This is a genomic window from Actinomycetospora soli (assembly GCF_021026295.1).
GTDB classification, from domain to species: domain Bacteria; phylum Actinomycetota; class Actinomycetes; order Mycobacteriales; family Pseudonocardiaceae; genus Actinomycetospora; species Actinomycetospora soli.
In genome coordinates, this window is record NZ_JAJNDA010000006.1 from 100,085 (window position 1) to 123,172 (window position 23,088).

Annotated in this window: 20 protein-coding genes; 10 read left to right on the plus strand and 10 right to left on the minus strand. The window is 74.1% G+C overall.

From position 1 onward, the window contains the following. Positions 1-247 precede the first annotated feature (247 nt). The 4 genes from LN037_RS11565 to LN037_RS11580 are packed head-to-tail and all read right to left on the minus strand — an operon-like array spanning position 248 to position 3,379. Entirely contained in the window at positions 248-1,516 is a 1,269-nt protein-coding gene (locus LN037_RS11565; protein WP_230752460.1) for a hypothetical protein, read from the minus strand. Continuing rightward, positions 1,513-2,727, minus strand: coding sequence for a hypothetical protein (locus LN037_RS11570; protein WP_230752462.1), 1,215 nt, complete (start codon positions 2,725-2,727; stop codon positions 1,513-1,515). Before LN037_RS11570 ends, LN037_RS11565 begins: the two co-directional genes overlap by 4 nt. Positions 2,728-2,747: 20 nt before the next feature. Beyond that, positions 2,748-3,044 carry a hypothetical protein gene (locus LN037_RS11575; protein WP_230752463.1) on the minus strand — a complete coding sequence of 99 codons (297 nt, stop codon included), beginning with the start codon at positions 3,042-3,044 and terminating at the stop codon, positions 2,748-2,750. Next, positions 3,041-3,379: an SAV_915 family protein gene (locus LN037_RS11580; RefSeq protein ID WP_230752465.1), complete on the minus strand. Its 339-nt coding sequence runs from the start codon at positions 3,377-3,379 to the stop codon at positions 3,041-3,043. Before LN037_RS11580 ends, LN037_RS11575 begins: the two co-directional genes overlap by 4 nt. Before the next feature lie 257 nt (positions 3,380-3,636). On the opposite strand from LN037_RS11580, the gene LN037_RS11585 reads away from it, so the two are divergent. Then, positions 3,637-4,356, plus strand: a complete 720-nt coding sequence (locus tag LN037_RS11585; RefSeq protein WP_230752467.1) for a hypothetical protein — start codon at positions 3,637-3,639, stop codon at positions 4,354-4,356. Positions 4,357-4,480: 124 nt separating this feature from the next. Here LN037_RS11585 and LN037_RS11590 read toward each other — a convergent pair whose 3' ends face one another. From LN037_RS11590 to LN037_RS11600, 3 genes are all read right to left on the minus strand, one after another. After that, positions 4,481-5,116, minus strand: coding sequence for a hypothetical protein (locus LN037_RS11590; protein ID WP_230752469.1), 636 nt, complete (start codon positions 5,114-5,116; stop codon positions 4,481-4,483). Between the two features lie 267 nt (positions 5,117-5,383). Continuing rightward, positions 5,384-6,733, minus strand: coding sequence for an RNA polymerase sigma factor (locus LN037_RS11595; RefSeq protein WP_230752471.1), 1,350 nt, complete (start codon positions 6,731-6,733; stop codon positions 5,384-5,386). A 226-nt stretch (positions 6,734-6,959) separates the two neighbouring features. After that, positions 6,960-7,376 (minus strand): DUF1801 domain-containing protein, encoded by a 417-nt coding sequence (locus LN037_RS11600; RefSeq protein WP_230752474.1) that lies wholly within the window; start codon positions 7,374-7,376, stop codon positions 6,960-6,962. A 281-nt stretch (positions 7,377-7,657) separates the two neighbouring features. Between LN037_RS11600 and LN037_RS11605 the strand changes: the two genes are divergently transcribed. Both LN037_RS11605 and LN037_RS11610 read left to right on the plus strand, forming a co-directional pair. Further along, complete coding sequence (locus LN037_RS11605; RefSeq protein WP_230752475.1) at positions 7,658-8,212, plus strand: DUF4190 domain-containing protein; 555 nt, start codon at positions 7,658-7,660, stop codon at positions 8,210-8,212. A 179-nt stretch (positions 8,213-8,391) separates the two neighbouring features. Further along, a complete protein-coding gene (locus tag LN037_RS11610) occupies positions 8,392-8,664 on the plus strand; it encodes a hypothetical protein (protein ID WP_230752477.1) in 273 nt (90 codons plus the stop codon). Between the two features lie 55 nt (positions 8,665-8,719). On the opposite strand, the gene LN037_RS11615 is transcribed toward LN037_RS11610, so the two are convergent. After that, positions 8,720-11,845, minus strand: coding sequence for an ATP-binding protein (locus tag LN037_RS11615; RefSeq protein WP_230752479.1), 3,126 nt, complete (start codon positions 11,843-11,845; stop codon positions 8,720-8,722). 218 nt (positions 11,846-12,063) lie between these two features. On the opposite strand from LN037_RS11615, the gene LN037_RS11620 reads away from it, so the two are divergent. The 3 genes from LN037_RS11620 (at position 12,064) to LN037_RS32455 (ending at position 14,663) form a co-directional block, all read left to right on the plus strand. Then, positions 12,064-12,654: a hypothetical protein gene (locus LN037_RS11620; protein WP_230752482.1), complete on the plus strand. Its 591-nt coding sequence runs from the start codon at positions 12,064-12,066 to the stop codon at positions 12,652-12,654. A gap of 174 nt (positions 12,655-12,828) precedes the next feature. Next, the gene (locus LN037_RS11625; protein ID WP_230752484.1) at positions 12,829-14,535 is read left to right on the plus strand and encodes a hypothetical protein; all 1,707 of its coding nucleotides are present in this window, start codon (positions 12,829-12,831) and stop codon (positions 14,533-14,535) included. Beyond that, positions 14,532-14,663, plus strand: coding sequence for a hypothetical protein (locus LN037_RS32455; protein ID WP_255693989.1), 132 nt, complete (start codon positions 14,532-14,534; stop codon positions 14,661-14,663). The genes LN037_RS11625 and LN037_RS32455 overlap by 4 nt, the downstream gene beginning before the upstream one ends. Before the next feature lie 47 nt (positions 14,664-14,710). On the opposite strand, the gene LN037_RS11630 is transcribed toward LN037_RS32455, so the two are convergent. After that, complete coding sequence (locus tag LN037_RS11630) at positions 14,711-18,244, minus strand: cadherin-like domain-containing protein (RefSeq protein WP_230752487.1); 3,534 nt, start codon at positions 18,242-18,244, stop codon at positions 14,711-14,713. Positions 18,245-18,499: 255 nt separating this feature from the next. Here LN037_RS11630 and LN037_RS11635 point away from each other — a divergent pair, with 255 nt between their 5' ends. Beyond that, positions 18,500-19,342, plus strand: a complete 843-nt coding sequence (locus LN037_RS11635; RefSeq protein WP_230752488.1) for an alpha/beta hydrolase — start codon at positions 18,500-18,502, stop codon at positions 19,340-19,342. Between the two features lie 4 nt (positions 19,343-19,346). Here LN037_RS11635 and LN037_RS11640 read toward each other — a convergent pair whose 3' ends face one another. Next, on the minus strand, positions 19,347-19,715 hold the full coding sequence (locus LN037_RS11640) for a hypothetical protein (RefSeq protein ID WP_230752490.1): 369 nt from the start codon (positions 19,713-19,715) through the stop codon (positions 19,347-19,349). Positions 19,716-19,967: 252 nt separating this feature from the next. Here LN037_RS11640 and LN037_RS11645 point away from each other — a divergent pair, with 252 nt between their 5' ends. The 3 genes from LN037_RS11645 (at position 19,968) to LN037_RS11655 (ending at position 23,058) form a co-directional block, all read left to right on the plus strand. Next, a complete protein-coding gene (locus LN037_RS11645) occupies positions 19,968-20,288 on the plus strand; it encodes a hypothetical protein (RefSeq protein WP_230752491.1) in 321 nt (106 codons plus the stop codon). A gap of 94 nt (positions 20,289-20,382) precedes the next feature. Continuing rightward, positions 20,383-21,804: a protein kinase domain-containing protein gene (locus tag LN037_RS11650; protein WP_230752494.1), complete on the plus strand. Its 1,422-nt coding sequence runs from the start codon at positions 20,383-20,385 to the stop codon at positions 21,802-21,804. Positions 21,805-21,936: 132 nt separating this feature from the next. Then, the gene (locus tag LN037_RS11655) at positions 21,937-23,058 is read left to right on the plus strand and encodes a hypothetical protein (RefSeq protein WP_230752496.1); all 1,122 of its coding nucleotides are present in this window, start codon (positions 21,937-21,939) and stop codon (positions 23,056-23,058) included. Positions 23,059-23,088: the final 30 nt, after the last annotated feature.

The window sequence follows — 23,088 nt, forward strand, 5'->3', positions numbered from 1 at the left end:
ACGACAGCGCCTCCCCGGGGTGCAGCAACCGCGCGTCGTACCGCACCCCGAGCGCAGACAGGCCACACCGTCTCCGTCAGACAGAGACGCCAGCTACTCCGGGGACCCGAGTAGGCCCTCGAGCTGCACCACGGGATGACGCGGCGAACGACCCGGCCGAAGCCCCCATCGCCAGCACCGACCCCTGCGACAGGTCCGGTCCGCCCACAGGCCGGCGTCGGTGGCTAGACCGTCGCAGCACCGACCGTCACTCTCTGTCGTCGATCAACGAGCGCGCACCAGGATCGACGTCGACGTGGTGCGTCGCCTCGGACCACCGGACGCCGAGGTGCACGTAGCGCCCCACCACGACGTCGCGGCGGAGCTCCCGCAGTGGCAGCACGACCCGGCGGCCGTCGCCGTCGACAAGCGCGAGGCCCGGTGTCCACCAGCGGCCGGGGGCACGACGGACGGCGACGAGGTCGTAGAGGTCGACCCAGCTGCGCTCGTCGGCGGCCCAGTCGGCGCCGGCCCCGACGTAGGTGACGGTGGCGAGCCAACCGATCCCCCCGACGATCGCGACGAGGCACGCCCCGAGGAACACCGTGCTCGTCGCACTGTCGAGCAGCCACCCGACGCCGACGGTCACGCCGACGAGCCCCGCGACCGCAGCCACCACCAGACCCACCACGAGGAGGCCGACCGGGCTGAACCCCGAGGTCCCCGACAGGAGCGGACCCCGTCCGGGCGGCGGGGTCTGCGGTCGTCGCGGAACCCGCGGCGTCGCGTCGGGTGAGGTCCAGGGGGCGGGCGGCGGGAGGGGCCGGCCGGTCGCCGGGTCGGGGCGGGGCGGGAGGTCGTCGGTGTCGGCGTCGGCGCGCGGCTGTCGCTCGACGTCGAGCCGGGGCCGCGCGACCAGGTAGGCGCCGCCGGCGACGGGGTCGTCACCGACGAACTGCGCCGCGAGCGGGTTGATCCGCACGTCGTGCACCGCCCGCGACCAGCGCACGCCGAGGTGCACGAGGTCCCACATCAGCGGGTCCTCCCGCAGCTGGCGGGCCTGGCGTTCGACCCGTCGTCCGGACCCGTCGACGAACCGCAGGGAGGCCTGGCCGGCGGCGACGATCGAGCCGCGGACCTCCACCAGGTCGTAGAGATCGACCCAACGCGTCCCGTCGGAGAGCCAGTCCGCGCCCACGGCGAGGTAGTCCCGGCTCGTCCCGCGGCCCCACACCGCGAGCAGGACGACGACGAGGCCGAGCGCGACCCACGCGGAGACGGGGACCGACGCCGGCCGCTCGAACAGTCCGGCCGCCCCCAGCACCGCCCCGACCACGACGAGCCCGCCGACGAACAGCCCGGTCCCGACCCTCGCCGAGCCCGACCGCCCCACCAGGACCGGGCCGCGTCCCGCCGGCGGCGGTTTCGGTCGGCGCGGCATCCGGCGCGCGGGTGGCGCCGCGCGCGGTCCCGGGGCGGGAGGCGGCAACGGCAGGCCCGTCCAGGGGTCGGGGCGGGGTGGGAGGTCGTCGGTCACGACACGAGGTCCTCGACGCCCGCCTCGATGTCGTCCCAGTGGTAGCCCACGAGGTACGCCGCGCCCGCGCCGGCCGCGATCGCGACGAGGGTGACCGGCAGGGCCGCGACGCTCGCGACGCCGAGCGCGGTGACCGCCGCGGTCCCCGCCGCCGTCGCCGCCCACGAGACCCCGGCCCCGACGGCGAGCGCGGTCCCCTGCTTCGCGGCGGCCGAGGTCGCGGACCGGCCGGCGGCCACATCGGTGGTGAACCCGACGCCGGAGGACACGAGGCTGGTGACGGGCAGCCGGGCGAGCACGGGCTTCGCGGCGGCGAGCAGGCCGGTCTCGGCCCGCTGCCCGGGGGCCCACGTCAGGCCGTCGAGAATCCGGCCGCCGATGGAGGTCTCGCTGGCCCCACCGGTGAGCGTGCGCAGCGCGTTCGCGTTGGCCGTGCGCGCGCCGCCCGCGCGGACCTCCTCGGCCGCGCTCCGGGCGGCCTGCCTCGCCGCGACGTCCAGTGGTACGCCGGGCGCGAGCATGAGTCCGGTGAGGATCTGCCGCTGCAGTGCCGCCTTCGCGGCGACGTCCTCCCACGTCCGCGCCGCACCGTGCAGACCGCCGAGCGTGGAGGTGACGCTCGAGACGACGAGCGCGACGTCCTTGACCGCCTGCACGGCCTCGTCGGTCGGCGCCCGCATCCGGGCGACGAGGTCGGTCTGGGCCTCGGTGTAGCGGGTGCGCGCCTCGTCGGTGACCTGGCGGGCCCGGTCGAACGCCGCCTGCTGCGTGGTCGCCACGGTGGTCGCCTGCTCGTGGGCGGCGACCTGCTCGGGCGGCAGGAACTGCCCGACCGGCGGCGTCGGCAGTGGGCCGGGAGGCGCGACGGGGTCGCCGATCGTCTCGCCGGTGACGGGCAGGCCCGCGGCCGCGGCGTCGGCCCGGGCGCGGCTCATCGTGTCGAGCACGCCCTGCACGGAGCCGGCGAACTCGTCGAGGGCCTGCGCGCCGATCCGGGCCTGCGCCGAGGTGGTGTCACCCGCGGCGCCGATCCGACCCGCCTGGTCGCGGAACGCGTCGCCGGCCGGGCCGCTCCAGCAGCCGGCGGAGTCGTTGCGGGCACCGACCACCTCGTCCGCCGAGGTCGCGCCCGCCCGTGCGACACCGTCGAGCCACTGCGCGGTGGTGCGGCACGACGCGGGATCGGCGTCCACGTGCGTGTCGATCGGCACGGTCCGGCCTCCCGATCGCCTCAGTCGCCGAAGCCGGGGATCGAGCCGATCGACCCGGCGGCTGATGCGTCCGAGCGCCGGTAGACCTCGGCCGCCCGCCCGACCGTCTCGCCCCCAAGCTGCGCCGCCTCCGCGAACCGGGCCGCGACCTGCGTGACCGCCTCGAGGTACGCCAGCACCGCGCCGGTCGCCGTCCCCGCCACGGGTGCCCCGGCCCCGCCGCCCGCAGCCTCCCCCAGCGACGCCGCCGCGTTCGCCATCCACGTGCCGACCGCCTGCACCCGGCCCGGGTCGACGTCGAAGCCCGGTGCCGTCACGGCGCCTCCCGCCGCAGGTCGGGCGGGAGCGGGAGGTCGGCGCCGACCACCTGCGCGCCGCTGGCCGTCAGCAGGTGCTCCACGTCGTCAGCCGCGAACACGCCGTACGGCTGCCCCGGGCCGCAGCAGCGCACCAGCGACGTGGCCGACGAGTAGATGGGCAACGCGAGCCGCCCGTCGGCGAGCGTGCGCAGTTCGACGAGGGCCTCGGCGCCGGTGGGCAGCGCGTGCACCGGGACGAACACGTGGCGCCCGCCGAGGAGGTCGGCGGGCTCGGGCACGGTCGGCTCCGGGCCCAGCGCGGGCGCGTCGTCCGCCGCCACGACGATCTCCACGGCACGCTCCTCCCGATCCGGACAGCGCGACGGTAACCAGATCCGCTCGTCCGGTGGGGCCGTTCCGCCGATGTCCCCCGCCCGGCCTGCCAGGCGGTGGGTGTCCCCTCGTCGGAGGACAGCGGTGTCGTCCCCGGGACCGGCTCCTCGGGGGACGGGACCGAGGTCCTCCCGGCGGCAGAGTTCTCGGTGTCAGCACGGAGAGCGCCCACCAGGACTCCTCCCCGCACCGCATCCCTCACCTACGGGAGCACGTCATGCGCCTCACCCGGATCGCCGCCGCCACCCTGATCGCCGGCTCGCTCACCTTCGCCGGCACCGGCATCGCCCTCGCCGACACCGTCACCCCGGTCACTGCCTCGTCGTCGAGCTCCGCCGCCTCCGCCGCCGAACCGGGCGTCCTCACCCTGTCGGCGTCCTCGGCCAAGCCCGGCGCGCAGATCACCTTCTCCGGCACCTTCGCCAAGCCCGCCGCCTCCACCGCGACCGGCCCGATCACCGTCACCTCCCCGGCCTTCGCCGGCCCCGCCTCCATGAGCCGCACGAACCCCGAGGCGTTCTCCGGCTCGGCCACGATCGCGTCCGGCGCCCAGGCCGGTACGTACACGGTCACCGCGTCCTCCTCGGCCGGCACGGTGTCCAGCCGGATCACCGTCACCGGCGCCGTCCCGCCGCCGGCTCCGACGCCCGCGCACCACACCACCGGCGGCACCACCGGCACCGCGACCCACGCCCAGCACCACGCCACGACGGGCACCGAGACGACCGACAACACCGACTCGACCGACACCACCGACGTCGTCGCCGTCACCGACCCGGCCGGCTCGGACGTGCTGCCGTGGATCCTCGGCGGGGCCGGCGCGATCGTGCTGATCGGCGGCGGCGCCTACGCGATTGGCCGCGGCCGCCGTGGTGACCGCGCCGTCGAGCAGGTCCGGGAGGAGGAGCCGCGGACCGAGGTGATGACTCGCCGCTGACTTTTCCCGGGACGGGCCGTTTCTCACGAGCGATCGTGAGAAACGGCCCATTCGTACGTGTCGATCAGTTTCTCCAGGCCGGGCAACTGCACCCTAGAAGGGCTCCACGTAGGAGACGGTCCGCTCAGACCTCGGAGGACTCGAGAATCGTTCGTTCCGACGCGATCCTGTTCCGAGGCGGAGTGACATCACCTTCGGACCCGTTCGACAGGCCGTCCTGGAAGAGCTGTCGGGACTCGAAGAACTTGCGACTTCCACTCCATTCGTCGTAGCACAGGACTCGAACCGTTAGCGAAGGCCTACTACTTCCTCCACCCTGCGAGATGAGCCAATTTAAGTCGATGATCTCTGGTTGCGAGAAGAAGTCGAATCTTCTCGACATCACGGGGTTGAGACGGATCAGCTCTTCCCGGTCGAGGCGGAGTCGGACAATCCGATGACGACGTGGCGCGAGACGCATTATTGGCGGAGTGTCGTGCGGCACCTCAAGGAGCAGGCTGCTCGCCCGTCCCGAGTCAGCATAAAGGCTGACGCCCTCGTAGCGGATGCGGACGTCAATCGCGAGGTCGAGAACCCCCCGCCGCCTTCCAAGATTCTCCACTTTGATGCGCGCAACCTTGGTTCCCACTGCGTCTGTTCGCACGTCGGCTTCGGAAAAACGTAAACTGGGGGTCATGATGTGCGTAGTGAAGTACCAGAAGAACACAGATAGAACTAGACCGCCGACGAGACCGACAGCAGCATAGATGGCGTCGCTCATCGCGCAGAAAAACATCGACGAACGGCGTATTGCCCGGAACGACGATAGCGCATGACAGGATCCCCTTTCCTGGGATTCCAAGTGACCCTGCAACCTCACCTACATCCCCTACAGCGAACCGCCTTCTGCCGGTGAGATACAGGTCCCTATGGATGTAGAGCGCTCCTCCGGGCGGGTGGCAACCTCCTCGTACGAACTCTCCTAGCTGCAAGCGTTCTTCTCAGCGTGATTGGAGACTTACAGACCGTTATTCCCCTGACCCGCTCCTTAGTTCTCAGGGGACGGCGCGAGCGTCGGTGCCATCGATGGTTGCGTTGGCTCGGCGCTGCGTGGGTCTTCGCCGGGGTCCGGAGCAAGGGTGATCGTCGGGTACGGGACGAACGAGGGGCGCGGTGGCGGAGGCGCACCCGTCGTCGGGAAGACCCGCCCGTTCGAGGCCGCCGGGGGTGCGACGGACAGCGGGGCCGGAGCCGGGACCGGGGCCGCTCCGGGTGGGGGCGGGACCGCGAAGGTCGGCATGTCGAAGCCGAAGCGGGGTGGCGGCTGGCTCGGCGCCGCTCCCCCGCCGCCGGGGCGCGGGGCGGACGGCTGCTCGGTCACCGGCCCTCCCCCGACCTCGGTGACCAGCGGCGCGCCTCCCGCCGCGAGCAGCCCGGCGACCGGCACGGCCGCGGCGAAGGCGAGAGCGGCGCTGCCCGAGGACAGACCGGCGAACACCCCGGCCCGGGCGGCCGGCGGCCACCAGGCCCGGGTCGAGCGGGCGGGCACGGCGGCCGCGACGTGCTGGAGGCTGGCGGCCCTGAGCCAGCGCGGGGTCGGGAGGAGGACCGGCGTCGCGCCCAGCAGGGTCCGCGGGTTCACGGCGTCGGCGCGGTCGGCGGTGCAGGTCGGGCAGAGGTCGATGTGGCGGGCGGTGCGCTTGCGCCACAGGACGGTGACCTCGCCGTCCCACCGCGCGACGAGCGCGGTGAGCTCCGGGCAGCGCGACCGGCCGGCGCGGGCCCGTCGGGCGAGCAGGAGCGCGGCGAGGCTGCGCTCGAAGGTGGCGCGGGCGCGGTTGAGCAGGGTCGTCGTGTTCGTCAGGGACAGGCCGAGGGCGGCCGCGACCTCCGGGCCGTCGAGCTCCTGGTGGTAGTGCAGGGCGAGGGCGGCGCGGTCGCGGTCGGGCAGCCCGCGCGACGCGTCCCCCACGAGCTCGGCGAGCTCCCGCCGCGAGGCGTGGGTGGACGGGTCGGGCGCGGGGCCGGGGCGGTCGGGCAGGTCGTCGGTGACCAGTTCACGACGGTCGGCGCGGCGTCGTCGGGAGACGTCGTGCCGGGCGATCGCGTAGAGCCAGGCGCGCAACGCCGACGGGTCGCGCAGCTGGTGCAGGCGCGTGGCCGCCGTGTGGAACACCTCCTGGACGCAGTCGGCCGCGGCCTCCCGGTCGCGGAGCAGCCCGAGGGCGAAGCGGAAGAGCGCATCGCCGTACCGGTCGTACACGGCGGCGAGGTCGGCCGTCCGCACGAGCTCGGCGTCGTCCCGGTGCGCCCGCGGCGCCGGGATGCCGACCGGCACCGTCACCAGCGGCTCGATCCAGCCCAGCGGCAACGACTGCGAATCGGTCTCCGCGCTCACCACACCCCCGCTCTCCGCCGCGTCCCCGGCCGCTCATCGATGACGGCGCAGTGACTGTTTCGTCGGACGACCGGCTCCGTCGCCGCGGACGACGACGGAGCCGGTGCCGGACGAGGCGAGCCGGTCCCCCCGGCCGGCCACGCGGCTCGTCAGGAACCGGAGGCGGACCGGGGACCCGTCGTCACACTTTCCGAGACGACCGACGCGACCGACTCGGTCGCACGACTCAGACCTGCCCCTCACCGCCCACGGCGACGGCCCGTCGCACCACGTCGGCGAACGCCGACAGGTCGAGGTCCCCGGCGCGGCGGACACGGATGCAGCTCCGACCCACCGAGACCGCCCCGAGCGCCGCCGCATGAATCTCGGGCAGGTACCACCCGTCGTCGACCGCGCTCACGAAGACGCTCAGGTGCTTGCTGCCGCCGCGCAGGGAGACCAGGTCGGCGTCGCCCTCCCGCCCCGAGGCGTAGCGGTAGTGGAAGGCGCCGTACCCGAGCAGGGCGACTCGCCGGGTCGGCGGGAGGAGCTCCGGCGCGACGTCCGCGACGGTCGCGTGGACCTCCCGCGCGATGGTCGCCTGCTCGTCGCGCAGGTCGGCCAGGAACGACGCGAGGTCCGATCCGTCCGCCTCGTCCGTCATGGCGCGACCCTAGGACCGACGCCTCGACGTGGCACCGCGACTGCCTGCTCCGGCCGGACCCCTGCCCCGTCCGGTGCGCTCCCGTCAGTCCCGGGCGAGCCGACCAGGGATCGTCGGATGCTGCTCGTGCACAGGTAAGCGCTTCAGGCTGGGCTGTTCGTGTGAAGATCGAGGTGGGATCCTGGTCAAGCGTGACGGTTCGTCAGATCCACTCGATCACCGCTCTACCGACCGCCCGGGCAGCTCCGTCCGCGCGGCGGCTCCTGGTGAGGACACGTTCCATGACGCAGCAGGTCCCCCCGTACGCCTCCCCCGAGCAGCCCGCGCCGGGCTACGCGCCCGCCCCGCCGGCGCCTATCCGGACCAACACGATGGCGATCCTGTCGATCGTCTTCGCGTTCGTGTTCTCCCCGCTCGGCATCGTCTTCGGCATCATCGGCCGCAAGCAGGCGGTGGAGCGTCACGAGAACGGCCGCGGCCTCGCGACCGTGGGCATGTGGCTCTCGATCGCGTTCGTGCTGATCGGCATCGCCACCGCCGTCCTCGTCGGCGTCATGGCCGCCTCCGTGGCCAGCCAGGTCTCGCAGCTGCCCCAGGCCCCCTCCGCCTCCCAGTCGGCCCCGGCCACGCCGGTCGTGACCCCCGACCAGCTCGCCCCCGAGGTCGCCGCCCAGACCGCCGCGCAGGACGTGACCTGCCCCGAGCCGCTGCCCGGTCAGGTCGGCGCCACCACCACGTGCACCGGCACCGTCGACGGCGAGCCCGCCCAGTTCGGCGTCACCGTCAACGCCGTGGACGGCTCCCAGGTCGGCTTCCAGATCGTCAAGATCAGCTGAGGTCGACCGGCCCGGGACGAGTGCGGCGATCTGCGTCAGGTCCGGCGCACATCGCCGCACTCGGTGGGCACCGGAACCCGGCGGCCGTTTGCCGAGCGCGGATGCCGTCCACCCCGAGGCATCCGCCCGGCGCGATCTTCGTGCGTAGCCGGGCTCCCGACGATCCCGGAGGTCCACCGATGGACGCTGCGCCCGACGCCGACGTGATGATCAGCCTGCTGCGCCACCTCGACGAGCACCTCGGCGACTCCCAGGTCGAGAGCGGCGCCGACGTCCCGCCGCCGGGCTGGACCGTCAACGGCACCGAGGTCGACCCCGAGCAGCGCTTCCGCGTGATCACCGAGGCGAACGACGCCGGATACATCCAGATCACCCACCAGGACCGGTTCCCCCTGCCCACCGGGATCACGCCGGAGGGCCGCCAGTTGGCGCGCCGCGAGAGCGGCAGCTGACCGACGGCGCCGGTCCGGCGTCGCCACGGCGCGGATCGTGGCCGACGTCCGGGGCTCACCACTGCCCCATCCCCAGTGGCAGCTCGACGTCCTCCCCGTCGAGCACGGCCCCGACCCGAGCCGCGGCCTCCGCCCACGGCGTCCAGCCCAGCCCGGTGGCCAGCTTCTCCGCGGCCGCGACGTCGGTCCGCGCCGTGGCGTGGTCGCCGAGCACCATCGCCGCGAGCCCGGCGAAGAGCGCCGCCGGACCGGTGACCACTGCGCCGTAGCCGAGGATCACGACGGCGTCCGGGTCGGCCGGGAGCTCGGCGCGGACCAGCGCCGCGGTCTCGCGGTCGTGCAGGCTGACGGCGGCGCTCGCGGCCATGCACAGCGCGGGTCGGTCGAACAGTCGGCTCGCGGTGGCGGCCCGTCGCTCACGGAAGGCCGCCAGCAGTTCACAGGCTTCCCGACGATGCCCGGAGCGGGCCCGCGCGACCGCGGCGGCCGCCGCCCACGCCGGGATGGTCGGGTTCTGCGCGGCGGCGCCGACGGCGAGGTCGCCCAGGGTGTCGGCGGTGCCGGTCATCCAGGCCGAGATCATGAGGTGCACGCCGAAGGCCGGGAGCGCGTCGCCGACGCCGAGCTCCTGCCCGAGTTCGAGCGACGCCTGGGCCGCGGCGCGGGCCTCGTCGTAGGACCCGCGGGCGAGCAGCAACGCCGACTCGAGCACCTGCGCCGCCCAGATCAGCCGCGGCCGGTGCCAGCGGCGGGCCTCGACGGCGAGCGTCTCGCGCAGGCCGAGGGCCCGTGCGACGTCGCCGGCACCCAGCGCCGCGGTGAGCAGGAGCTCGGTGGCGTCGAGGACGATCGTGGGGTCGCCGGTGCGCAGCGCGAGGTCGAGGGCGTCGCCCGCGAGGGCCAGCCGTCGTGCTGCGGGCTCGGGACCCTCGACGAGCTGGCGGACCTCCAGCGCGCGGGCGCGGGCCCGCACCGCCACCGTCGCCCCGGGGGTCGCGGCCCGGTCGCGCAGCTCGGCGACCAGGTCGGGTCGCGCGACCCCGGCCAGCGACTCCTCGCGGACCAGCGCGACGAGCAGCTCGAACCGCTCCCGCGGCGGCAGCGCCACCGCCTCCGCACGGTGCAGCCGGGCGAGCCGCCGCCGGTCCCCGGAGACGGTCCGGCCCAGGGCCTCGTCCCCCACCGCGGCCTTCACGACGAGGCCCGGGTCGCCGTCGGCGCGCGCGAGAGCGGCGTCGAGGAGGTCGTCCGCCTCCTCGGACCGCCCGAGTCCGGCCAGCACGAGGCCCCGGTGGACGTCGACGACGGGGTCGTCCTCGCGCCCGCACGCGTCCAACAGCTCCAGCGCCTCGGCGAGGGCGCGGCGCTCGTAGGCGAGCACCCCCGCGTCGCGGCGCGCGAGCCCGACCTGCTCGGCCGGCAGCCCGGCGCCGAGGACGTGGCGCAGGCGGACGTAGGCGTCGTCCTCGGGCTGCGGGTGGTCGAGCCGCGCGCGGTGCAGCTCGCGCGCCAGCGTGGTGGGCACGGACTCGCGGACCGCGGTCGCGACGAGGTCGTGGCGCAGGTCGACCCGCTCGCCGTCGACGGCGGTCAGTCCGGGCGCGGCCGCCCGCAGGTCCTCCACGACGTCGAGCCCGCGCCGGCCGAGCACGGCGGCCAGGGCCGGGGTCGGGACCGGACGCAGGACCGCCAGCGCCTCGATCGCGCGCCGCGCCTCGGGCGCGAGGGCGTTCAGCTGGTGGTCGAACACGGCGCGCAGCCGGTCAGGCACCCGACCGACCGCCTCCAGCGCCGCGGTCTCGTCGGGGGCGCCGGCGAGGACGTCGAGCAGGGCGGCGACGTGCAGCGGGTGCCCGCCGGCCCGACTCGCGACCAGCTCGGCCACCCGCACCACGGCCCCGTCGGGAAGGCCGGTGAGGCGGGCCCGTGCCAACGCGACGACCGCCTCGGGGTCGAGCTCGGTGAGCGGGAGGAAGATCGCGGCCGCGTCGCGCACCAGGTCGGCGCGGCAGGCGCTCCAGTCGGGGCGGACGACGACGTCGGGCACGCGGGCCGCGACGAGGACGACGACCTCGGGCGGCAGCCCCTGGCGCACGAGCCCGGTCAGGGCGCCGAGCGAGGCGGAGTCGGCGCGGTGGGCGTCGTCGAGGGTGACCAGCACCGGCCCGTCGGCGGCGAGCTCGGCGAGCCGGCGGCGCACCCACGGCACGGGTGCTCCCGCGGGACCGTCCGGCGGCGGGCCGAGGGCCTCGACCCACGCCGTCAGCGGGGTCGCGCCCTCGTCCCACGCGCCGCGCAGGACCCGGCCGGATGCGGCCTCGCGGACCGCGGCGAGCAGGGTGGACTTCCCGATGCCCGCCTCGCCCTCGACGACGACGAGCCGCCCCTGGGTGTCCTCGTCGCCCGTGGCCGCCGCGATGGCGGCGAGCTGGGCCTCGCGCCCGACGATCCGCCGTCGGGGACGACCCGACGTCGGGACGGCGGCGGCGCGGTCGAGGAGCACCCGGCGGTAGGCCTCGCGCAGCTCCTCCCCCGGCCCGACGCCGAGCTCCTCGGCCAGGTGCCGGCGCGCGGCGAGGAAGGCCTCGACGGCGTCGCGGGGCCGGCCCGCGGCGTGGAGAGCGGTGACGAGCAGGGCGTGCCAGGCCTCGCGGTCGGGGGCCTCGAGGGCGAGGGGCGCGACGGCGTCGACGGCCTCGAGCGCTCGTCCGAGGCCGAGCAGGGCGCGGACGCGGACCTCGAGGACGTGCTGGTGGCGGGCGAGGGTGTGCTCGCGGAGGAGGTCGAGGCGCGGGGTCGAGACGCCGGGCCACGGCGGCCCGGTCCACTCGGCGAGGGCGCCGTCGGCGGCGGCGAGCATGGTCGCGGGGTCCTCGGCGGCGAGGGCGACGCCGGCGAGGCGGTGGAAGCGGCAGTGGTCGACGCGCTCGGGGTCGAGGTGCAGCGTGTACGCGCCGGTCGCGGAGGAGAGCTGCTCGCGCGGTATGCCGAGCCAGTCGCGGAGCCGGGTGGTGCGCGTGTGGAGGGTCGGGCCGGGGTTCCGCGGGGCCTTCCCGTCGGCCCACAGGTCGGCCGCGAGGGTGTCGAGCATGACCGGCGTGCGGGGCGAGGACGCGAGCAGGACGAGCAGCGCCTGCATCGCCGCACTCGTCGGGCTCCGCTCACCGGTGCCGTCGTCCACGGCTACACGGCCGAGGAGATGCACCCACAGGTCACCCATACGCCCCCCTGAACTGCTCAACGGCCCCCCACCGTCTGGCCGACAGTAGTTCACAGGCACGTCACAGGCGACAGATCACGTGAATGGGGCAGCAGGTTCGCGACCTCGATCGACTGTGTGTGATCAGTCCGGCTCCGGATGTAAGCGACCCGAAAGCCACCCGGAGTGGGCTGGGCGCCGTGACCGTGGAGGAGCCGAGGTCGGCCGTCGAGTTCGACGTGCTCGACCGCCTCCTGGCCGACCGCGCCGCGCCGCTCCTCGCCGCGCGCCGCGCGGACGTGATCGCCTGGCTCGCCTCCCCGCACCGGGGCCCCGGACCGGGCGGCACCCGCGCGCTCGTCGAGGTCCTCCGCGTCCTCGGCCCCACCCCGGTGCTCGAGCGGGCCTGGCTGCGCTGGATCGAGGAGGGGCGCTTCGACGGTCATCCCGACGACGAGGGCGGCGCGACCGCCCGCGACCTCGTGGAGGGCCTGCACGCCTGCGTCGAGCACCAGGTGTTCGGGGAGGACCACGCGTTGGTGCACGGGGCGCTGGTGCACTGGTCGGGGTTGCTGCGCAGCGCCGAGCCGGACCGTCGGCGTCGCGGGTTCGACGCGGTCGTCGCCGTGGTGGAGAGCGGGCGGCCGTTCCCGACGGCGTTGCCGCAGGTGGTGGAACGGGCGCTGCGCGGTGACCGGTCGGAGGAGGCGGCACGGCTGCGGGCCGGGGTGGACGCACTGTTCCGACGAGACGCCCAGGACAGCGGATCACAACCGCCCGGGAACACGTGACCGTGGCCCCGTCGGGACTGCCGTCACTCCTCCGGCCCAGCAGAGCCGCCCTCTCGGCCCAACCGGTGTGACCCGTCGTCAGGAAAGGATCCTTGCCGTCGCAGCGAGGGGGTACGGGTGAGCGAGGGCGATCTCAGGCCGGTGGCGCGGAAGGTCGACAGCATCGAGGGGCGGGTGAAGAGGCTCGACGGCGCCGTCGGCACGGTGGCGCGGGGCGTCGGGGACGTGCAGTCGTCGGTGGCCCACCTGAGCTTGAAGCTCGGCGCGGTCGACACGGCCGTCGCCGGGGTGAGCGGCGCGCTCTCGACGCTCGAGGGGCACCAGGAGAAGACGCTCGACGAGGTCCGCAGCCTGCACGCCGACTTCCTCGAGTACCGGCGGCGGACCGAGCTCGCGCGGGCGAAGCAGGACGCCCAGACCGCTCTCATCGGCGTCCGGCAGGAGCTGGACACCGGGTACGGCCACTACGACCGCGTGCGGCGCAGCGCGATCGGCATGCTCCAGGCCATGGACGCCGGGCTGGTCTCCGACGCCGCCGTCCACGACCTCTCCGAGGAGCTGATGCTGACCACGCCGGGCTACTGGCTCGCGCCCGCGCTGGTGGCGCTCGGGGGCTGGTTGGGCGAGGACCGGGGGCTCGTCGGGCGCGCGGTGGTGGAGGCCGCCGACCGGGACCCGGACAAGGCGGCGCTGTTCTTCATCCTCGTCCTGCAGCGCCATCGGCGGGAGGCGGCGGTGGCGCAGTGGGTCGCGCGCTACGTCGCGCAGCGGGACCCGATGGCGCTCGCGCCCGAGTTCCGCATCGTGCTCGACGCGGCGACGACCGGTCTGCTCGGAGCGGCGCCGCAGGTGTCGGTGGCCGACACGGTCGGGCGGTGGGTCGAGCAGTTGGGGACCCGCCCGCACCTCGCCGAGGCCCAGGTCCGGCGGTGGGGCGTGATGCTCCGGGGTCTGGACTCCCCGGCCCCCGACCTGCCCGCGCTCGAGGCGCACGCCGTCGGGTGGGAGCGGATGGCCGACCTGGCCCGACAGGCGACCGTGTTCGCGGGCGGACTGCGCTTCCTCGACGACGTGCTCGCCGCTCAGAGCCCACCCGACCGGTCCCTGACGAAGCGGGTCGACGCACTGCTCGAGCGACTGACCCGGGACTTCGACCGGGACGAGGCGCCGCTGCGACGTCGTGCCGAGCGCCTCGCCGCCATCGTCGAGCACGACGGCGACGCCGAGGCCGCCGACGCGGCGCGGGCGGCGACGACGCGGTCCGACGAGCCCGTCGACTTCCTCACCCTCGTCTCGGACGCGGCGCTCGGCGGCGAGGACGCGATCACGGTGCCGGCGCCGACACGGCGACTGGCCGTCGCGCTGTCGCGCTCGTGGGCCGCGGAGGCGGTGGACCGGATCCACGACCGCCTCGCCGAGGCACGCCCCCAGGGTGTCCGCCTCGTGCACGGCTCCTGGGCCGGTGTGCTCGACGAGTCGACGTCGACCGAGGACCTCGCCACCGGCGTGCGCGACCACTACGACCAGCTCACCGAGCGGGCGGTCGCCGCGGTGCGGCTGCTCCCCCGCGCGTGGCTCGCAGGCACCGCCGGGGTGCTGGCCGTCGCGCTCGGCGTCCTGGCGCTGGTCAACGGCCTCGTCGTCGTCGGCGTGATCGCGCTCGTGCTCGGCGTCGCGGGCGTCGTGTTCACCGTCGCCGAGTACCGGGCGATCCCGGGGCGTCGGGACCGCGCCGAGCAGGAGGGTCGCCTCACGGCCGTGAAGGCGGAACGCGACATCCGGCAGGCCGGCGACGAGGCGATGCTGTGGCTGGAGGACTTCGAGGCGTCGCTGGCCACGGCCGGGACGCTGCGCGACCGCCTCGCGACGGTCGAACCGTGAGCGCGCCCGACGAGCGGGCGCTCGACCCCGCCGACCCGCGGCTCGACGCGGTCCCGCTCCCGCCGCCGGAGCGGGAGCGCGCCGACCTGCCGCTCCCGGACTGGGACCCCCTGCCGCCCGAGGAGTGAGGTGGCCGGCTGTCCGCGGTCCCGACGACGGCCGTCGGCTTCCCGGACTACACCCGCGACGCGGGCCCGGTCGGGACCTCGCCGTCGAGGGCGATGACCGTCGCGGTCCCGGCGCGCGAGTCGAGGACGTAGGCGGATCGGCCGTCGGCGCTGAAGCGGATGCCGGTCGGTGCGGGCACCGGCACGACGGACGTCGCGCCGTCGGCCAGGTCGATGAACATGATCTCGCCGTCGTCGATCGTCTCGCCGTAGCCGAACACGTAGGCGTAGCGGCCGTCCGGCGTGAACTCGACGTCCGTCGCGTAAGGGCTTCCCTGGAAGCTCGTGTACGTGCCGTCGGTCCGGTCGATGACGGTGATCGTCGACCCCTCGAGAGAGCGGTCGCTGACGATGTAGGCGTGCACGCCGTCCGGACTGAAGGTCATCCGGTTGGGCCAGACACCGACAGGGACCGTCCGCACCGTGTCGTCCATCGTGTCGATGACCGTCACGGTCCCGGGCAGTCCGACCCACTGGCCCGGGGCCTCGGTGTACTCGTAACCGACGACGAACAGCTGGCGGCCGTCCGGACTGAACTGCGGTTCGTAGCTCTGCCGCCCGACATCGAGCGGCGTCACGTCGCCGGAGACCGTGTCGACGACGGTGAGGTCGGTGCCGCTGTAGCTCGTGAGGTAGGCGCGTGATCCGTCCTGGTTGAAGTACGCGCGGTCGGCGTACCCGGGGACCTCGAGGGTCCGGACGCTGTCGTCCGAGGTGTCGATGAGGCGCAGGGTGCTGCTCGACAGGTCGCCGCGACCCAGGACGTAGGCGTGGGAACCGTCGGGAGTGAACCCGAGCGTGCCATCACCGGGGATGGTGATCACACTGTCGTCGATGGTGTTGAAGACGGTGATCGTGCTCCCGTCGAGAAGATAGAAGCGGGTTCCGTCGGGACTGAACTGCGGGTCGCTCCCGTATCCGAACCTGCCTGAGGACATCTGCACCGTCTTCACGGCGACACCATGGGCGCTGTCGATCACGGTCACGGTGCCGTCGACGCGATCGGTCACGTAGGTCCGGGTCCCATCGGGCGAGACGTACATCCAGCTCGGTTGGCTCCCGAGGTCGATGGTGCTGGAGGAATGATCGGAGGTGTCGATGACAGTCAGCTTCGGATCGGGACCGCTCCGGTCCATGACGAAGGCGTAGGCCCCGCCCGCGCCGAACCAGGGCGGGGATGCCTCCGCTCCGACCGGGATCACCGTCACTGAGTCGTCGAGGCTGTCGATCACCGTGACCGAGCCGGCGGTGTACTGGTAGTCGACGAGGTACACGTGACGCCCGTCTGGCCCCACCCACAGGCCTCCGTAGCCGGGCACGTCGCCGAGCACCGTGTTCGTCGTCGTGTCGATCACGGTGGTCGTCCCGCCGACGACGTTGGGCATGTAGGCCCGGCGACCGTCAGGGCTGAACGTGAGCAACTGCGGGGAGGGGACCGAGATCGTCGTCGTGGCGTTCGTGGCCAGGTCCAGGACCGTGATCGTGTCGCCGACGTAGTCGCTGAGGTACGCGTGCCTGCCGTCGGGGGCGAACTGGAACCGGCCGTAGGAGTCCTCGGAGACGACCGTCGCGACCACGACGTCGGTCGTCGTGTCGATCACGGTCACCGTCGTCGGCCCCTGCCCGTCGCCGTGGTAGCGGTCGTCGGCTTGGGTGGTCACGAAGGCGTGCGTGCCGTCTGGACTGAACGTCAGGTTCTGCACCCAGCCGGGCAGGGAGATCGTGCTGATGAGCGTGTTGCTGCCTGCGTCGATGATCGCGATCGTGCTCCCGGCGGACGGCGCGCCGGCAGCGTCGTCGGCGAGGTCCGCGTCGGACGTCGTCATGCGCATCGCGGAGAACGTGCGCGCGCCCGACGACCCGCCTCCGCCGATCGCGAAGACCCGCCGTCCGTCGGGGCTCGTCTCGAGCTGCTGGAGCCCGGGTCCGACGGGGATCTCCGCGACGACCTCGGCCGGCCCCGGGTCGACGACCGCCGTCACCTCGACCGGCGTCGTCCCGCCCTGGCCGTCGGAGACGAGGACCGTGAACCTGACGACGTCCGACCCCGGCGTGCCGGCGGCGGCGCGACGGGCCGCAGCGTTCGGGGTGAAGGTGTACGTGCCGTTCGGCTGCACCGTCACGGCACCGGCACTGGGCTGCTGCGGGACGCTGAGCTCGAGCGGAACACCGGGCGTCACCGGCACGTCCAGACGTCCGGTGACGGCTCCCGTCCCCCGCTCGACCACCGGCGTCGGAGGGACCGGCGGGGTGGTGACGCTCGGCGCGACGGTGACCGGCACCGTCAACGAGATCGCGTGCGGCCCGAACAGTCGCGCCGCCAGCAGCGGATGCCGGGACAGGGCAGTGCGCAGCAGGTCGGTGTAGCGGCCCGCACCCGGACTCGCGGGGTCGTTGTCGCGGATGACGACGGTGAAGGCGTCGCTTCCCCCGGTCCGCGCGAACTCCGGGTCCGGGGTGTAGGTGAACGCGCCGTCCTCGCCCAGTGTCACGTGCCCGTGGGCGGGCTCGGTGACCACCGTGTAGGTCATGCGGTCTCCGTCGGGGTCGGTCGCGTGGAGGTTCCCGACGACCGCGCCGGTGCTGCTCGGCGCCTGGGCGGGGCTGCTGACGGGGCTCTGGTTGAACACGTGGCCACCGCGGCGGAACAGCGCCCACTGGGCGATGAGGAGGGCGCCGGTCGGCGCGGTCGGCGTCGTCGGGATCGGAGCGGGGCCGCCCGGAGCCGCCGGGAGGATGCCGGCCAGACCGAGGGCGATGCGGGCCAGGAGGTTCTGGGTCACGGCCTGGGTCACCCGGGCCTTCGTCGCCGTCCGGGCCGCGCCCGCGGCCTCCCTGGCCGTGGTGACCACCGCAGCGACGTCCGGTGGAGGCAGGGGTGCGGCGACGCGGGCCGGAGCGACGGGTCCCGAGCCACGAGCACCGGGGACTCCCGACGCCGAGGCCTCGACGGCGGCAACGGGGATCGATGGCTCGGCGGCGGGTGTGCTGACCGGGGTGGGCGCCGCGTCCCTCGGCCTCGTCGTCACCGACGCGGAGTCGGACCTGGTCGGTGCCGCCGTCGTCGTGGCAGGCGCCACCGCAGTCGGGCTAGTCGAGTCGTCGGACGGCGGGGCGGTCGCGTCGTCGGGCGTGGTCGGCACCGTCGTGCTCTCCGGGCTCGGAGCCTCCGCCGATCCGCTCGGGTCGGCGCTACCCTCCCCTGCCGACCCGCTCTCCACGGCGTCCGCGCTGTCGCCGTCCGCGCTGCTCGCATCCGCCGCCGCGCCGTCCTCCCCGGCGGTGCTGGACCCGTCGTCGTCACCGGACGACGTCCACGCGACGTGCTGCACGACCAGGCTGACCGGCGGCGACGGCACCGGAGCCTGCTGGCCGCCCTGGAGCAGGATGCCCGCCCCGATGGCGGCGGCCACCGTGGTCTGCGCCGTCCGCGAGGAGATGACGGCTCGACCGGACCTCGCCTTCGCGACTCGCGCGGCGCGTCGGGCCTTCGCGGCCTCGTTGGTCCTGACGACGTCCTTGTCCCGGACACACTTCTTCACGGCTGGTTCCCCCCGACGACGACACCCTGCGTGCCTTCGAAGGGAGCATCGCGACGGAGCGTGGTGCTGTTTCCGATTAAGTTGGGCCAAACAGGTGCATGACGGATGTCAGCTGACACTGTCACTCGCGGTGGTCGTTCTTCGCGGGGTGGACTCGCCGGCGAGCAGGTGCCCGCGTCGGTGGGGTGGCGAGAGTTCGGCGACGTGCGCCATTTGGAATGCACGCTGCCGCACTGGACCCGCCAGACTGCGGACATGACCGGTGTGCGGGCCGTGCTCCGCCGCGTGCTCGTCGTCGCCGCGACGCTCGGTGTCGTCGTGCTGCTGCTCGTGGCCGGGTTGTGGCTGGGTCAGCGATGGCTGATCTACGCGCCCGACACCTCCCCCGTCCCCGCGGCCGCGACCGTGCTGCCCGGGGCGAGCGACGTCGCGCTCCGGACCGCCGACGGGCTGACGCTCGGTGCGTGGTTCGTGCCGGCCGAGGGCCCGCGGCGGGACGTGACGGTGCTGGTCGCCAACGGCAACGCCGGCGACCGGTCCCAGCGCGCACCGCTCGCCGCCGCGCTGCGGGCCGAGGGGTTGGACGTCCTCCTGCTCGACTACCGCGGCTACGGCGGCAACCCGGGATCGCCGAGCGAGGAGGGCCTCGCCGCCGACGCCCGCGCCGCCTACGACCACCTCGTCTCCACGCGGGCCGTCCCGCCGCAGCGTCTGGTCCTGTTCGGGGAGAGCCTCGGGGCGGCCGTCGCGGCGCGCCTCGCCGTCGAGGTCCCGGTCGGCAGGATGGTGCTGCGCTCACCCTTCACGGAGCTGGCCTCCATCGCCGAGCGCCTCTACCCCGTCGTACCGGCGCGGCTGCTGCTGACCGACCGCTTCCCCGTCGCCGAGCTCGTCGCCCGCGCCGCCGTCCCGACGACGGTGGTGCTCGGCGAGGAGGACCGGCTCATCCCGCCCGCGCAGAGCCGGGCGGTCGCCGACGCCGCCCGGGGCGACCTCGTCGCCGTGCCCGGTGCCGACCACAACGACGCGGTCCTCGGCCACGGGCCGGCGGTCGTCGGTGCGGTGACGCGTCTGGCCGACGGGCTGGCCGCACGCTGACGGGTCACACTCTCCGGCCTCGCAGCACCTTCGCCGTCGTCACCGCGAGGACCACCGTGCCGAGCGTCTCCACGACCAGCGAAGTCGGGGCGAGGTCGTAGGACAGGCTCGAGCGGAGCCCGAAGAGCCCGACCGTCAGGGCCAGCACCAGCGCCAGCCACGACCCGGCCATGAACACCAGGCTCAGCACCGCCGCCACCGGCGCCAACCGACCCCGCAGCGCCACCATCGCCCCGGCGAGTACCAGAGCCGCGATCCCCTGCAGCGTGAACAGGATGCCCAGCAGCCCGCCGGTGCTGGTCGCGACGAGGTAGAGGTGGATCACGCCGACCGCCACCAGCGCGACCGCGCTCAGCACCCGCCACGTCCACATCGCCGACCTCCTCGACTCGCCTGGCGGTCCTTCTACCAGCCCCGACCGACGGTCCGGGTGAGTTCATCCCTCGATGACCGGGCCGGGCAGGCCATGCTGCCGTCCGTGCCCGACACACGCGGGCCTGATGTAGGGGTCGATCGCGTCGGCGCCCACCCCCGAGCTCGGGGATGGGAGCGAGCAGGCGATCTTCCTAGCGTTCTGTTCATCGAGAGGGCCACCGGCTCTCTCACGAGAGACAGGACAACGGACATGCCCGCCTCCTCGACCCGCTCCCGTACCGCCGCCGCCACGCTGACCGTCGCCATCGCCCTCGGCGGTCTCGGCATCGGCGCCGGGACGGCCACCGCGGCACCCGCTCCCGCCGCACCGCAGATCGTGCACACCAACTGGTTCTCGGACTGGAACACGTGCATCTGGGGCATCGGCACCCCGACCGCGCTCGCCTGGCGCTACCCGGGCACGGCCAGGAACGTCGCTCTCGGAGTCCTTCGCAGCCGCGATCGCAACGGACTCGTCCGCGCCTACGGCAACCACGTCATCTCGGCGTGCGAGCGCTTCATCCGCTCCTGACGACGCTCGGCCGGCGGCTCCAGCGAGCCGCCGGCCCAGGTGGCCGATCTATGCTCCCTCCCGGCGCGGGGGCGTGGATCGGCATGGGGCGTGGATGGCGGGGGATCTGTTCGGGCCGTACCGGGTGGGCACCCGGCTCGGTAAGGGCGGCATGGGCGAGGTCCACGAGGCCTTCGACACCCACCGCGAGCGCACCGTCGCGCTCAAGCGCCTGCACACCGACGACCAGGACGACCCCGACGTCCGCGAACGCTTCCGCCGCGAGTCCCGCATCGCCGCGCGCCTGGACTCCCCGCACGTCGTCCCGATCCACGACTTCGGCGTCATCGACGGCCGCATGTTCATCGACATGCGCCTCGTCCGCGGCCGCGACCTCGGCGCCCTGATCCACGCCGAGGGAGCGCTGCGACCGGAGCGCGCGGTCCACGTCGTCGAGCAGGTCGCCGACGCCCTCGACGCCGCGCACCAGGCCGGCATCGTCCACCGCGACGTCAAGCCCTCGAACGTCCTGCTCGCCCAGCGCGACTTCGTCTACCTCGCCGACTTCGGCATCGTCCACGTCCGCGAGGCCACCGAGCAGCCCCGTCTGACCGCCACCGGCTCGACCCTCGGCACGCCCGCCTACATGGCTCCCGAGCAGCTGCGCGCCGACCCGTTCGACCAGCGCCTCGACGTCTACGCCCTGGGTTGCGTCCTCTTCGAGGCCCTCACCGGACGTCCGCCGTTCGTCGGCGAACGCCTGGCCGTGATGCTCAGCCACCTCAACGACGCCCCGCCGCGCCCCTCCTCCTTCGCCCCGCTCTCGGCCGGTCTCGACGACGTCGTCCTCACCGCCCTCGCGAAGGCCCCCTCGGGACGCTTCCCGACGACGGGTGCCCTCGCGGCCGCCGCCGCGGAGGTCGTCCGCCAGGACGCGAAGGCCGCCGAGTCGCTCACCGAGGCCCGCACGTTCGAGACCGCCCCGGCCCGGCCGGCTCCCCCGCCCCGTCGTCCGGTCCCGCTGCGCCCGGTCCCTCCCCCACGTCCGATGCCCACTCCCGACGACGGATTGCCCGGCTCGGGTGCCGACGTCACCGGGCCGATTCCCCGGCCCGTCCCCGAGCAACATCACTCAGCCACGCCTGAATCTGGCAAGCAGTCCGGCCTGGTCACCCTGGTGCTGGCCGTGGTCGTCCCGCCGGTCGGGGCCGTGCTCGGGCTCCTCGCCCGGCGCCGTGGTGAGACGACCCGCGGCACGGCCGCCCTGGCGATCGGCGCCGTCCTGACCGTCGTCGCCATCGTCGCCGCGATCCTCTTCCTGCGGACCCCCGCGGTCCCAGCGTCGACGGTCGAGGCGCAGATCGTGGCGCAGTCCGGACTCGCGGCGGACCAGGTCTCCTGCCCGGACTCCCTGCCCGCCGAGGTCGGCGCCTCGGTCGTCTGCACCGTCTCCAACGGCGGCCGCACCCAGCAGCTACGCGCGTCGGTGACCGGCGTGAACGACCGCCAGGTCACCTTCGACATCATCGCGGAGTAGCCGAGCCATCACTCATTCGAGACATTCGATCAGTCTCGAAAAGAGTACGACAACGACACGTAACTGTTTCACTGCGCGACCCGATCACCAGTCACACGGCCGGGGGTGAGGCCGTGGTGAAGGGGGACGTGCATGACGAGGACCAGCGACGAGGCGCCCGAGCCCGTCACCGAGCACCTGCGCGGCGCCGACCTGCGCGCCCGCGCGCCGCAGTCGGCCATCCCGACGCAGGGCGGTCCTCCCCTTCCCCCACCCCGCTCCGGCCCGTTCCCGATGGGCCCGCGCGTCGTCGGCCCGCCCAGCGGCCCCGCACAGCGCTCGCCCCTGGTCACCCCGCAGGGCCGTCCCACGCCGCAGCACCCCTCCGGCGAACAGACACCCCTTCACGACGACGGAGCGGTGCCGGTCAAGGTGCGACTGGAGGCCTGGGGCCGGCAGCTTCGCGAGGTCGTCGCGACCCCGACCGGCCGCTGGTCGGTGATCGGTGTCGTCGCCGTGCTGCAGGTGTTCCTGCTCTTCAGCACGGTCATGTGGTGGGCGGGCGGCGGCTCGACGGCCATCGCCTCGTCGAAGATCGCTCCGATGACCTGGACCGGCATCGTCTACGACGTCGGTCTCGCAGGTGTGAATCTGCGTGCAACTCCCAGTCTCGACCCCGCCAGTGCGCGGGACACCGCCGGCCGCGGTTCACGGCTGGCGGTCCAGTGCGGACAGACTGGCGACGAGGTGGCCAAGGGCGCAGTCCACACCGCGACCTGGCTCAAGACGATGGACGGCCTGTTCGTCTCCATGCTTTATGTCCGCGTCCCGGACCGACAATCGATCCCCAGCTGCGCCGACTCTAAGATCGACGCGCCGCTGCTTGCGCTCACCGACCCGACTAACCCCGATCTCCCTCCGCCCCCCGGCAGTTCAGTCGACGGCACGACTCGTGCCGACCAAGGAGCCGGCGGGACGGCCACCAAGGAGCGGCCGAGAGCTGGAGTAGGCGCTGTACCGGGTCAGGCCGCTCTTCCAGCTGCCGGTTCAGCGGGAGCGGGAGCGTCGGGACGCGCGGCAGCTCCATTGGCACCCGGCGCGCCGGCTGCCTCACCCGCGGAAGTTCCAAAGGACCAGGCGCCAGCCACTGGCGGTGGGGCACCGACCGGCGGCGGGACACCAAGCGGCGGCGGGACACCGAGCGGCGGGACGAACACTCCTCCCGCGTCCGGCACACCTGCGGCCGCGAACCCCGACAACACAGCGGTGGCCTAGTTCCCAAAGCAGCTCCACGAACGAGTTCGA